This window comes from Paenibacillus sp. Soil522 (assembly GCF_001428245.1).
Lineage (GTDB): Bacteria > Bacillota > Bacilli > Paenibacillales > Paenibacillaceae > Pristimantibacillus.
Genome location: NZ_LMRV01000040.1, coordinates 19,323 through 32,200 on the forward strand (window position 1 = coordinate 19,323; position 12,878 = coordinate 32,200).

A 12,878-nucleotide genomic window follows, 5' to 3' on the forward strand; every position below is an offset into this window, starting at 1 on the left:
GCATACAGCCTTGACCAAACGCGCAAGTCGAGCTATAATGACACACATATACGATCTAATCAGCAATGACAAAGACATGTGTCTGCTTACGATATTTGGTCCAGAGAGAGGAAACCCGGCTGTAATTTCCTTCCATGATGTCCGCAGATGTACCCCTTTGAAGCTGTATGGCCCAACCTGTAGCTTACTCCATTTTGAGCGAGGCTGCAGCAGTATGCTGTACCGGAAATCTCCGTTACCAGATGATACGAGGACTGCAAGCCTTAAGCATTTGCGCTGGCACAGTCGAAGTAGGGTGGAACCACGAGCACACAAGCACTCGTCCCTTTTTTAGGGATGCGTGCTTTTTTTGTGTTCTTTTTGCTTGGAATAATGGAAGTAAGCGATTCGCTTACAGACAAACTGGAGGATGAACGAAAATGGCCATTCAAATCACTTTGCCGGACGGCGCGGTAAGAGAATATGCCGCCGGCACAACAATTGAAGAAGTAGCGCGCTCCATCAGCCCGGGACTCAGGAAAAATGCGATTGCCGGCAAAATCGACGGCAAGGTAGTCGATGTATATACAAAGGTCGATGCGGATGCGGCTATCGAGATCGTTACCGTAGAATCGGCTGACGGTCTTGAAGTATACCGCCACAGTACGGCTCACTTGCTGGCGCAAGCCATTAAGCGCCTGTACGGGAATACAAACGTAAAGCTTGGAATCGGTCCTGTAATCGAGGACGGTTTTTACTACGATATCGATATGGAGCAATCGTTGACGCCTGAGGATCTCGTGAAGATCGAGAAGGAAATGGAGAAAATCGTTCAGCAAAATATCGACATTCGCCGCCGCGTCGTCAGCAGAGACGAAGCGCTGGCGATTTTCACAGAGCTGGATGACAATCTGAAGCTGGAGCTTATTCGTGATCTGCCTGCTGATTCGGTCATTACGATGTATGATCAAGGCGAGTTTTTCGATTTGTGCCGCGGACCGCATTTGCCGTCTACCGGCCGGATTAAAGCCTTTAAGCTGCTAAGCGTCGCTGGCGCTTACTGGCGCGGCGATTCCAAAAACAAAATGCTGCAGCGGATTTACGGAACGGCTTTCCCGAAGAAAGCGCAGCTGGATGAACATCTCCACTTCCTGGAGGAAGCGAAGAAGCGCGATCACCGTAAGCTGGGCCGCGAGCTGAAAATGTTCACGTTCTCGCGTGAGGTTGGTCAAGGCTTGCCGCTATGGCTGCCGAATGGCTCAAAGCTGCGCAGAACGATGGAACGTTATATCGTTGACCTAGAGGAAAGACTGGGCTACGAGCATGTATATACGCCTGTTCTCGCCAATGTGGAGCTTTACAAAACCTCCGGTCACTGGGAGCACTACAGCGAGGATATGTTCCCGAAAATGATCATGGACAACGAGGAGCTTGTACTTCGTCCAATGAACTGTCCCCACCATATGATGGTATTTAAAAGTGATATGCGCAGCTATCGCGATCTGCCTGTAAGGATTGCCGAGCTTGGAACGATGCACCGTTATGAAATGTCGGGCGCGCTCACCGGGCTGCACCGCGTACGGGCGATGACGCTCAATGATGCCCATATTTTCTGTCGTCCAGATCAGATAAAGGAAGAATTCGCACGTGTCGTCAACCTGATCCGCAAAGTATATGAGGATTTCGGCATTAAAGAATACCGTTTCCGCTTATCCTACCGTGATCCGAAGGATACAGAGAAATATTTCCAAAATGATGAAATGTGGGAAATGTCGCAGCGCATGCTTCGCGAGGTAGTAGAGGAGCTTGATCTTCCGTTCTTCGAGGCAGAAGGCGAAGCGGCATTTTACGGGCCGAAGCTCGACGTACAAATCAAAACAGCGCTTGGAAAAGAGGAGACGCTGTCGACAGCACAGCTTGATTTCTTGCTTCCTGAGCGCTTCGAGCTTGAGTACATCGGCGAGGACGGCAAGAAGCATCGTCCGGTCGTTATCCACCGCGGCATCATAAGCACAATGGAAAGAATGACTGCGTTCTTGCTTGAAAACTTTGCAGGCGCTCTGCCGCTTTGGCTGTCGCCGGTGCAAGCGAAGGTCATTCCGGTATCGACTGCTTACGAGAGCTATGCGCGCAAGGTAGCTGAGCAGCTGCAATTAAGCGGCGTTCGTGTGGAGAGCGATCTGCGAAACGAGAAGCTGGGATACAAAATTCGCGAGGCTCAGCTTGAGAAGATGCCTTACATGCTTGTCGTTGGCGAGAATGAAATGCAAGCGGAGGCTGTATCCGTGCGTAAACGCGGCGAAGGTGATCTCGGCGCGATGCCTGTTGCTGAGCTAATCGCTTTGCTCCAGAAGCAAATCGCAGACAAAGAACAATAATGAACAATAATGTATAGCGCATAAAGCTTGAGCCATCGGGGCATTATTCTTCTGAGGAGGAAGTACCCAGATGGCCACAAGCTTTTTTTATTTTAGAAAAGGACTAACCGCCCTGCTGCTCCTTTCTGTTATCGTTATCGGTTTAAATGCAACGAGAGGCTTGGAGCCGGCCGCCGCTTCATCGCCTCAGCGCAGCGCTGCAGGCGACAGGGCCGCAAGTAAGAGCAGCAGCACAAGTAAACTGGATGCATCCGCCCGCGCCTCTAAACAGGCAAAGCCGGATACCGTTGAGGTTATCGCCACAGGCTATACGGCAGGCGTGGAATCGACGGGCAAACGTCCGGGGCATCCGCAATACGGCATTACGTTTTCGGGCGTGAAGGTGCGCAGGGATCAAGTGTCGACGATAGCTGCCGATACGAGACTTTTTCCGATCGGAACTTTGCTCTATATACCCGGCTACGGCTACGGCGTAGTGGCGGACACAGGCTCAGCCATAAAGGGAAAGCGCATCGATCTGTATTTTGAAACGATCAAGCAGGTGTACGAGCAGTGGGGTAAGCGGACGGTTCACGTAGAGGTGCTGCGAAGAGGAACGGGTAAGCTATCGCAGGCGTGGCTGAACAAAATCAATCTGGCAGTCGAAGCCGGTAAGCCTATCCCGCAAACATATTTGGAATCCTAAAAACCCGTATAATAAGCGGCAGGACTGCCATACTATCTTTGAACGGGGAGGTGACCTACAATGGCTAAAAACAAAAACAACAAAGCCCAAAACAATAAATTTAATGCAGAGTTCGCAGAAGAATTTAATCAAAACAATGCTGCCGGTAAACAAGCAGCTAATACAGCTCAGCAAAAAGCTGAGAAGTAGTATTTTTTGCCATGTAATAAATGAAGAAACACGGAGGAACCGATGCGGTTCCTCTTTTCTTATGTCCGGAGTATTGTTTTGACGGTGAGGCAGCGGTTGTAATAGGCGCAGATATTTCCATATCATAAAAAACAGTTTTCAAATGACCCTTATCTGTTGTATGATTAAATATGTAAGAGATAATAACATGACAAGACAGGTGAATTCTCATGACAGATCCAATCATGCATTCAGGCTTTGTAATTGCTGCCCATCATCGTAAAGCGGGCGAGGTTTTTCCTTTTATAGATGCCTACGTAGCTAAGAAAGAGCAGGAAATAGCCGAAATTGAACAGATGGTTGAGCGTTATGAGAAAAGAAGAATGATGGAAGACCGCGCTTATCAATCGATGTCTACTTTAAGAAGAATGCTGACGGGTAAGAAGCCTGATCATCACTTGGCCGTTGAATATATTCATTTTGTAAGAAAACCGATGGAGAAGGTTCGCGCGCTCCGCTTAGAAATCGATAGCGCCCGTTCCATCAAGAATGTGTCGGCTCCGACTGATATTGTGACCGTATCCTATGAGCTCGCCAGTGAAATGAAGGAGTAACGCATCTGAGCTAATAATAAATGAAAGAACCGTCCAGGCCGAAAGGGCTTAGACGGTTCTTTTCGTTTACTTGCTATTTTTCAGACGATCGTAATCGAGGAAATCATGCTCATGGCTGTAAGCAGGAACGCCGTGAATGCCGACATCGAGACCGATAAGCTCCTCATCCTTGGAGACTCGGACAGGCGTAACCTTGCGAATAATCAACATTGCCCCCCAAGTTATAACGAAGCCCCATACGGATATGATGACTAGTCCGATCGCTTGAACGCCAAGCAAGCTGAAGCCCCCGCCATAAAATAAGCCATAATAGCCTTTGCCAACGCCCTCCATTAATTCCGGGAGAGCGAACAAGCCGACAGCGAGCGTGCCGATGCAGCCGCTAATGCCGTGTACGGCGAAGGCGCCGACCGGATCATCGACTTGCTTGCCCTCCAGCCATTCGGTTACCAGCACCATCACAATTCCTGACACAGCACCAATGCAGATCGCAGCAATATCGGATACGAAGGCACAGCCCGCGGTTATCGCAACCAGGCCTGCTAGCGAGCCGTTAATAACCATCGGGGGATCGGCCTTCTTATAGCGGAACATCGTGAATAAGATACACGCTGCGCCGCCTGCAGCCGCCGACAGCATGGTTGTAATCGCGATATGCCCGATCGAGCCGTTCGTTGCGCTGAGCGTACTGCCGGCATTGAAGCCGAACCAGCCAAACCATAAAATGAACGCTCCAACGGAAGCGAGCGGCAGGTTTGAAGGCGGTACGATGTTCACTTTGCCGTCTGCGCTGAACTTTCCGATTCGAGGGCCAATGAATATCGCAGCAGCAAGCGCTGAAAAGCCGCCCAAGGCGTGAATGACAGCAGACCCGGCAAAATCAATCATTCCGAGCTTTCCAAGAAAGCCGTTTCCCGACCAAACCCAATGTCCGGCGAGCGGGTAGATGAAGCCTGTCATCACAATGGTATATAAAATATAAGCTCTAAAGTTGATGCGTTCCGCAACCGCTCCGGATACGATCGAGATAACGGCAATAACGAACGCACATTGGAATAACCAATAAGTTTCGTGAGTAATATTTAATGCTATGTGAGACAAGTCTCCTTTAATAAGAAAACCGGTCGTGCCTATAAATCCGCCGGCATCCTTTCCGTACATGAGAGCGAATCCCAAAAAATAAAAAACGAGTGCGCCGAAAGCGATGTCGACGAACACCTTCATAATAATGCTGACTGCATTTTTTTGTCTGACAAAACCCGCCTCAAGTAAAGCGAATCCGCCTTCCATGAGTAAGATCATCGCTGCTGTCAAAACGACCCAGATGGTATCCAGTCCTTTTGACAGTTCAATAACGTCCATTGCTTCATCTCCTGTTCCAATTATACATGCATAGTAATCTCTTCTGCCTAATCCGTTCATCATTATAAATAGTAGAAGTAAACAATGTCAACGCTGTGCGTGATGTTTCGTGACGCATGTCAGGTTTGAATTGGATAAGATCAACAAATGCTCGGTCTAGAGGCGGATTGCGATTTCAATCGGCCGTCCCTTTTTCTAATGAATGCTGTCCGCTATACTAGAATTATCAAACGACGATGGAATCGTAAGGAGCTGGTGCCGCTTGAACGGAAATTTCGCAAACCGGTTATTCACCGGGTTAATCATTATTGTTATCGGTGTCTTGTTTTTACTAAGGCAAACAGGTCATGTGACCTTTGATATTAGTGATCTATTTTCCACCTATTGGCCTGTCATCCTTATTATTATTGGCATTCGAGGGCTGCTAACCAGTAGAACGTATGGTTCGGGCTCAAGCTGGTGGGGAGCTGTCGTGCTTTTAGTCGGATGTATATTTCTGGGACGCAATCTTGAATGGTTCTCATGGTCCATCGGTGACATCGTTCCTTATATTTGGCCAGTTGCGGTTATTTTAATCGGCATCCATTTAATTTGGAGGCCCAAATCGAGGCGCCATGAGCCTCCAACCGATGATTGGAAATCATATCGCCCGTATTCGGACCAAGCAGCTGTTCCTCCAGCGCCGCCTTTGCACCCTGATCCAACGAAGCCGACGGCAGATCCCTTTGGGCATATGCAGGAAGAGAAGCGGGAAGGCACAGACCATAATCAATTTGAAGGCTATTCCGCAAGCAAGAAGGACTTCAAGGACTGGAAAAAAGATCACAAATCTGAATACAAAAAGCGTGCGCATGAGTGGAAAAGGAATCATAAGGAGCATGTGGAGTGGTGGAATCACGAAGACTCGAATGTGCAGACCCGTTCCGGATTTATCGGCGATATTCATATCGGTCAAGATTATTGGGATTTGAAGCCGCTTAACATCTCTCATTTTATTGGAGACACGGTGCTCGATTTAACGAAGGCGCAAGTATCGCTGGGCGAAACGAAAATTCATGTTTCTTCCTTTATAGGCGACGTAAAGGTTTATGTGCCGAATGATTACGAGGTAGGCGTGCAGGTCGTATCAAGCGCTTTTATCGGCGATGTGAAAATTTTAGGACAGAAAGAAGGCGGCATGTTTACGAACATCAATATCCAATCGCATTCCTATCAGCAGTCCGACAAAAAAATCAAGCTGATCGTCAGCACGTTTATCGGTGATGTCCGCGTCACGAAGGTGGGGTGAGTTCAGATGATGGTTCGGTTTTTGAGGAGCGGAAAGTGGGAGCTCATCGGAATGTTCGTCATTGCATCTGTGTTTTCACTGATGCTTGGAGCTGTGGCTTGGATTGGTCTTGCGGATGAAACAGGAATGACGGAAGTGCGCCTCGGGGCCGCCTCCGTCTTCCTGCTTGTGAGCGCGGCCTTCGGCTATTGGGCGGCACAGCGCATCGGGCGCAGGATCGATACGCTTCATTTATCGCTCAAGCAAGCCTCTAACGGCAATTATGGCGTTCGAATTACGGAAGGCGGACATAATTCATTTATTGAGGTGTACCGTGAGTTTAATGAGCTTGCAGAGCAAATGGAAGAGAAGATGAAATGGCTGCAAATGCGCGGTGAAGAGTATGTGATGACGGAATCGGCTTCGAATGAAGCAGCTGTGCTCGAGGAGCGCAAGAGGCTGGCAAGAGATTTGCATGATACGGTAAGCCAGCAGTTATTTGCCATTCATATGTGCGCATCTTCACTGCCTAAGCTGCAGCAGGTTGATCGTGAGCGTGCCGATGCCGTGCTGGAGCAGCTTGTTCATATGTCTAATTTGGCCCAAAAGCAAATGAGAAATTTTATTGCGCAGCTGCGGCCAATGGAGCTTGAGGGCCGGACATTGTATGAAGCGCTTGATAAGTGGTTTCCTGATTACTGCCGGCAAAACAATTTGCAGGGAGAGCTGGAATGGCGTCTGAAGGAACATTTATCCGAGGCGAAGGAGCATCAGCTTTTTTTGATTGCGCAGGAAGCGATGGCAAATATCGTAAAGCATGCAGGAGCGGGCGGCTGTACGCTTACGCTGGCGGATAATGAACGTCAGGTCGTTATGATTTTGCAGGATGACGGGATTGGCTTCAAGGCAAATGAGGTGAAGCAGGGCTCATACGGGTTGTCCACGATGCAGGAGCGGGCACAGAAGCTTGGCGGAGCGGCAGAAATATGGAGCAAGCCGGGAAGCGGTACGAGAGTAAAGGTTACGATACCTAAAATGTTGCGGGGAGAGCATGAATAATGTATGGATCTGAGCTAATAAAAGTAATGATTGTTGATGACCATGATATGGTAAGAACCGGCCTGCGAACTTATCTGATGCTGGAACCGAGGTTTCAGGTCATTGCGGAAGCGGGTAACGGGCAAGCGGCTATCGACATGCTGGAGACGTGCACGGACGATAAACGCCCTCATATTATTTTGATGGACCTCATGATGCCTGGAATGGACGGCATCGAAGCGACGAAAGCGATTATCTCCCGTTTTCCCGAAATGAAAATCGTCATGCTGACCAGCTTCCTTGAAGATGACAAGGTGTATGGCGCGATAGAAGCGGGAGCTGTAAGCTATGTGCTCAAAACCGTTTCCGCTGAAGAGCTTATCTACGCGATAAGCGGTGCGTTCAAGGGCATGCCGGTCATGACCGCCGATGTTTCCCAAGCGTTAACGAGAGGCTTGAGGCAGCGGACGGCTCAATCTGGCGATGAAGGCTTGACGGAGCGTGAGAAGGAAGTGCTGCTGCTCATCGCGGATGGACAATCAAACAAAGAGATTGCGGAAGAGCTGCATATCAGCGTAAAAACGGTAAAAACACATGTCAGCAATTTGCTTATGAAATGCGAGCTGGATGACCGGACGCAGCTTGCTGTGCTCGCTCACCGCAAGGGCTGGGCGAACCGCACATAAACGAAGAAATGGGCGGGTATACTACCAACTAGCAAAAATTGAAAAAAAGCTAGTAAAGGAGCAGCTGTCATGATACCCATTTCGTCCGTGCTGGAGTCACGGGAACAACATTTTTTAGAGACGAAGGAGCTGCTGGAGACGCAGCAATTTACGCTTGGCGGCAACTGGGAGTACGATGGCGGGTCCTTCGACCGTTCGCTCGATGAAGCGCATAAAGTATGGCTCCGCATTCCGTTTGAAGTCATTGCCGGCCATATCGATGTTGAAGAAAAGGATAATGAAGCGACGATCAAGCTCGGTACTCCCTATGTGCTCAAGCATCTCTACCGTGAAGGAAATGATCCTGAGGCATCTGTACGCGTGGCCGGTGCGCTATTTGATCAATTTCAATCCCCCACCAATCCCGATGCCGCGTTGGAGCCGCAGTGGATTGACCGCGCGAAGCAAGCGATGAATGAAGTCGAATAGCTTTTTCCAAGCTGATTTTTTAACATGAATGGGCAAAAAAACGTTCCTAAAATGACGAAGGAGCGTTTTTTTTTATTTCTGTTTAAATTCCTTTTAAGTTTGTTTTAAGGTAGAATGTGCATGATAGAGATAAATGAAATGACATGCAGCGTGGCAGCAGGCCAAGCAGACGCATGATGGAATAAGATTCAAGGAGGAGAACGTACATGGACGATCAAAACAACAAAAAGGGCTTCGACGATTTTTTTCGTGAAAACGATGAGGGGCAAGGCGCTGCTGAGAGCGCTGACAGTGGAATAAATGCTAAGCCTGATGTTTTAAACGAAGCGCAGGAGCAATCCGCTAAGCCATCTTATTACTATTCATATGGACCGTTTAAAGCAAACTCGCAGGAGGACGGCAGCCCATCCAATCATGGGTATGCTGCAGACAAGCCTAAGCTGATTCAAGATCAGCCTTATGGGATTACAGGAAACACTTCCCAGGAGGCAGCATATGCCCAGCAATCGGAAAGTCAGCTGGATTCGCTTGCTGAGACTGAGCAAGCAGCGCCAAGACCGTCTCAGCAATCGCAAATTCGATCCTTTACTCCTTCATCGCAGTCCTCCAAAGGAACATGGCAAGTACGGGAGCCGCGCCGGACGTCCTTTAAAGCGGTATTCGCATCGTTTCTTGCAGGCGTCATCCTTGTAGGTTCCTTAATGTATACAGCGGATTTAAATAACTGGTTTACGAAAGAGCAAGCGTTAGCATCAAATACGCAATCGAGCGGCTCGGGCTCAGCATCCACTTCCAATGCAGGGACTAGCAGCTCGGGTTCAGCTTCAACGGTAGCCGCCAGACCGGATAATATCGCTCATTTATTCGAGACAGCAAGTCCGGCCGTTGTCAAAATCGAAACGTATGTGAACACGGCAAAACGCAGCAACAGCGGCAGCATGCTCGATGATTCGTTTTTCCGTCAATTTTTTGGCGATGACTACCCGGGTACGTCACAGCCGGAAGCAGGACAACAAAATGAGGAAGGCCAAATGCAGCAGTCGGGCATTGGTACCGGATTTTTCTTCGAATCGAATGGATATATTTTGACCAATCAGCATGTGGTTGGCGATTCGGATCAAATCAAAGTCATCGTTCAAGGCTATGACAAGCCGTTTACTGCTGAATTGCTCGGCTCCAGCTACGATCTGGACCTCGCTGTAATTAAGATAACTGGCGATAAAGCGTTTCCGACGCTTCCGCTCGGCAACTCTGATAATATCAATATTGGCGACTGGGTAGTGGCGATCGGCAACCCTTACGGCTTCGACCACACGGTAACCGTTGGCGTACTGAGCGCGAAGGAGCGTCCAATTGATATTCAAGACACGCAAGGCGAGCGCAAATACGAGCATTTGCTGCAAACGGATGCGTCCATTAACCCTGGTAATTCCGGCGGTCCGCTTCTGAACGTGAACGGTGAGGTTGTAGGCATCAATACGGCTGTCAGCTCGCAGGCGCAAGGTATCGGCTTTGCGATTCCGACGAGCACGATTCAGGAAGTACTGGATAATTTGAAAAATAACACAACGATTCCTAAGCCGGCTGCTCCTTACATTGGGGCTGAACTGCAGGATGTAACAGAAGAAATTGCGAAACAGTTAGGCATGGACAAAGTGGAAGGCTCAATTGTTCGCAATGTATACTATAATTCACCAGCTTACTTGGCAGGGCTGCAGCAATTCGACGTCATTGCGGGTATCGACGGCAAGGAATATGAGAATACTCAAGCTCTTATTACAGCGATACAAGCAAGGAAAGTCGGCGATAAGATAGAGCTGAATATCGTTCGCAAAGGAAGCGGAATGAAGCTGCAAGTGGAAATTGGTGACAAGAATACGCTTGGCGCTCAATAAAGCTGAAAGAGATTGATAGAAATGAAAAGCGCAGAGAGACGCAGGCTCTGCGCTTTTTGTTGCAAATAGAGGGGGAAAAAAGATGAGACAGCATATTGTAGTGGTGGATGACGATGATAAAATTATTTCTTTGCTTCGGAGAAGCTTAGCATTTGAAGGGTACGAGGTGACGACAGCAGCTAATGGAATGGAAGGGCTGAAGGTGCTGCTCAAGACTGAACCGGACTTGCTTATTCTCGATGTCATGATGCCGCAGGTGGACGGCTGGGAGGTTTGCCGCCGCGTGCGCGAGAGCGGCAGTACGATACCGATTATGATGCTGACCGCCAAGGATGATATCATTGACCGCGTGAAGGGGCTCGACCTTGGCGCCGATGATTATTTGGTAAAGCCGTTTGCGCTTGAGGAGTTGTTAGCCCGGGCGCGCGCATTACTGCGCCGCAAATCGGATAAAATCGAGCAATCCGCCAATCAGCTGCTTTATGAGGATTTAATATTGGATATGGATGCCAGGGAAGCTGTACGCTCCGGACGCCGGATTGAGCTTACGTCCAAGGAATATGATTTGCTTCTCCTGTTCATGCAAAATCCGCGCCGCGTGCTTACGCGTGATGCGATCATGGAGAAAATTTGGGGCTATGACTTTAGCGGTGAATCGAATGTGCTGGAGGTATACATCGCGATGCTGCGCCAGAAGGTAGAGGACGGAGGCAGAAACCGGCTTATTCAGACGGTTCGCGGCACCGGCTATGTGCTTCGCGGAGAGGCAGGATAACATTATGTCCATCCGGCTCAGACTAACGCTATGGTATTCAGGGTTGCTTGCTGTAACGCTTCTTGTGTTTGGCATTACGATTTATTTATTTATTAACTGGAATACGTATACGGATTTAAAGGAGCAGCTTAGGGATCAGGATCGCAATATTGTAGTTACAGGCGGAACCACTTTTTTGGATCAACTTGATTTGGATCTGGATGATCGGAAATCGCGAATTGAAGAGAAGGACATGTATATCCAGATTGTCAACTATATAGAGGGTGCCATTAAGCAATCATATAATTTGCGGCAATTGAATTTTGTTTTCCCATATGCAGATGCTTCTACTAATCCCGAGAAGGGTATCAAGAAGGTTCAGGTGGAAATTAATAAAAAAAAATATAGCATGCTTATCCATCAACGACCTATTTTTTTAAATGATGGAACACTAGTAGGGCTTCTTCAGGTCGGCACAATTCCTTACAATGAAGAGAAGTTTCTGTCAGGCGTCCGCACGACACTTATATTTTCATCATTGCTTGTGGTCTTTATCGCCTTTACTGTAGGCTTATTCATCGCCCGTCAAGCACTTCGTCCGATTGAACGCGTCATCCGCGCAACGGAGCAAATTGAAAACGGGTCCGATCTGAGCGTGCGAATTCCGGCGATGGGACCAAAGGATGAAATCGGACGGCTCGTCAGCACGCTGAACGTGATGCTCTCCCGATTGGAAATGGCATACAATGAGCTCGATGAGGCGTATATGGCACAGCGCAGATTTGTCTCCGATGCTTCGCATGAGCTTCGAACGCCGCTCACGACAATACGCGGCAATATCGAATTGCTTGAGCGGATGTGGACGAAGGTTCGGGAGACGAACCGGGATGCTGAGACAGGTGACTGGCTGCCTCTTGATTCCGACCGCTACGAGCTTTCAAAGGAAGCGATGAGTGATATTTCCGCCGAGGCGAAGCGAATGAGTACGCTTGTGAACGACCTGCTTGCTCTCGCAAGAGCCGATGCGGGCTATATGATGGAGAAGACGCCGCTCGACCTGCTGCCGCTCACGGAGGAGGTCGTGCGCAGAGCGCAGCTCCTTCCGCGTACGGCTGAGTGGAAAGTGGGCGATCTGTCTGCTCTGGAGGGCATACGCGTTAAAGCGAACCACAATTATTTGCAGCAGCTGCTGTTTATTTTCATCGAAAATGCTTTCAAGTATACGCCTGAGGGCATGATCGAGCTGAGCGCATTAAGGAAAGAACAACAAGTCGGTTTTGTTATTGAAGATACCGGCATCGGAATGAATCCAGAGGAGATCCCCCATATCTTCGAGCGCTTCTACAGGGCGGATGAATCGAGAGGGGTGACGGTCGGTACAGGTCTCGGCTTATCGATTGCCAAATGGATCATTGACGAGCATCAGGGCTCCGTGGAAGTGACGACTCGCGAAGGAAATGGAACGAAGTTTACGATTTGGCTTCCGATAACCTTTTCTGACACGTCTCATTCGTCTATAATAGTAGCAACGGATGAATTAAAGGAATGATAATTTATACGCATACCCGGTCAGAAAGCAGGTGC

At 48.9% G+C, this 12,878-nt stretch carries 12 protein-coding genes; 11 read left to right on the top strand and 1 reads right to left on the bottom strand.

From position 1 onward, the window contains the following. The first annotated feature begins 419 nt into the window (after positions 1–419). From thrS to ASG81_RS12465, 4 genes are all read left to right on the top strand, one after another. Complete coding sequence (gene thrS, locus ASG81_RS12455) at positions 420–2,357, top strand: threonine--tRNA ligase (protein ID WP_056634210.1); 1,938 nt, start codon at positions 420–422, stop codon at positions 2,355–2,357. Positions 2,358–2,427: 70 nt separating this feature from the next. Then, positions 2,428–3,042 carry a 3D domain-containing protein gene (locus tag ASG81_RS12460; RefSeq protein WP_056634213.1) on the top strand — a complete coding sequence of 205 codons (615 nt, stop codon included), beginning with the start codon at positions 2,428–2,430 and terminating at the stop codon, positions 3,040–3,042. Positions 3,043–3,102: 60 nt separating this feature from the next. Further along, the gene (locus ASG81_RS33500) at positions 3,103–3,231 is read left to right on the top strand and encodes a hypothetical protein (RefSeq protein WP_268795776.1); all 129 of its coding nucleotides are present in this window, start codon (positions 3,103–3,105) and stop codon (positions 3,229–3,231) included. A gap of 209 nt (positions 3,232–3,440) precedes the next feature. Continuing rightward, complete coding sequence (locus ASG81_RS12465) at positions 3,441–3,824, top strand: hypothetical protein (protein ID WP_056634215.1); 384 nt, start codon at positions 3,441–3,443, stop codon at positions 3,822–3,824. A gap of 66 nt (positions 3,825–3,890) precedes the next feature. Here the strand turns inward: ASG81_RS12465 and ASG81_RS12470 are convergent, their stop codons facing one another. Beyond that, positions 3,891–5,186 carry an ammonium transporter gene (locus tag ASG81_RS12470; RefSeq protein ID WP_056634218.1) on the bottom strand — a complete coding sequence of 432 codons (1,296 nt, stop codon included), beginning with the start codon at positions 5,184–5,186 and terminating at the stop codon, positions 3,891–3,893. Between the two features lie 262 nt (positions 5,187–5,448). Between ASG81_RS12470 and liaF the strand changes: the two genes are divergently transcribed. The 7 genes from liaF to ASG81_RS12505 all read left to right on the top strand — a co-directional run bounded on the left by liaF (position 5,449) and on the right by ASG81_RS12505 (position 12,843). Beyond that, the gene (liaF, locus tag ASG81_RS12475; RefSeq protein WP_056634221.1) at positions 5,449–6,474 is read left to right on the top strand and encodes a cell wall-active antibiotics response protein LiaF; all 1,026 of its coding nucleotides are present in this window, start codon (positions 5,449–5,451) and stop codon (positions 6,472–6,474) included. 6 nt (positions 6,475–6,480) lie between these two features. Beyond that, complete coding sequence (locus ASG81_RS12480) at positions 6,481–7,512, top strand: sensor histidine kinase (RefSeq protein WP_056634224.1); 1,032 nt, start codon at positions 6,481–6,483, stop codon at positions 7,510–7,512. Continuing rightward, the gene (locus ASG81_RS12485; protein WP_056634227.1) at positions 7,512–8,177 is read left to right on the top strand and encodes a response regulator; all 666 of its coding nucleotides are present in this window, start codon (positions 7,512–7,514) and stop codon (positions 8,175–8,177) included. Before ASG81_RS12480 ends, ASG81_RS12485 begins: the two co-directional genes overlap by 1 nt. A 69-nt stretch (positions 8,178–8,246) precedes the next feature. Then, positions 8,247–8,645: a YugN family protein gene (locus tag ASG81_RS12490; protein ID WP_056634231.1), complete on the top strand. Its 399-nt coding sequence runs from the start codon at positions 8,247–8,249 to the stop codon at positions 8,643–8,645. Between the two features lie 206 nt (positions 8,646–8,851). Then, positions 8,852–10,540 carry a S1C family serine protease gene (locus ASG81_RS12495; RefSeq protein ID WP_056634234.1) on the top strand — a complete coding sequence of 563 codons (1,689 nt, stop codon included), beginning with the start codon at positions 8,852–8,854 and terminating at the stop codon, positions 10,538–10,540. Between the two features lie 82 nt (positions 10,541–10,622). Further along, the gene (locus tag ASG81_RS12500; protein WP_056634241.1) at positions 10,623–11,315 is read left to right on the top strand and encodes a response regulator transcription factor; all 693 of its coding nucleotides are present in this window, start codon (positions 10,623–10,625) and stop codon (positions 11,313–11,315) included. Between the two features lie 4 nt (positions 11,316–11,319). Next, positions 11,320–12,843 carry a sensor histidine kinase gene (locus ASG81_RS12505; RefSeq protein ID WP_056634248.1) on the top strand — a complete coding sequence of 508 codons (1,524 nt, stop codon included), beginning with the start codon at positions 11,320–11,322 and terminating at the stop codon, positions 12,841–12,843. Positions 12,844–12,878: the final 35 nt, after the last annotated feature.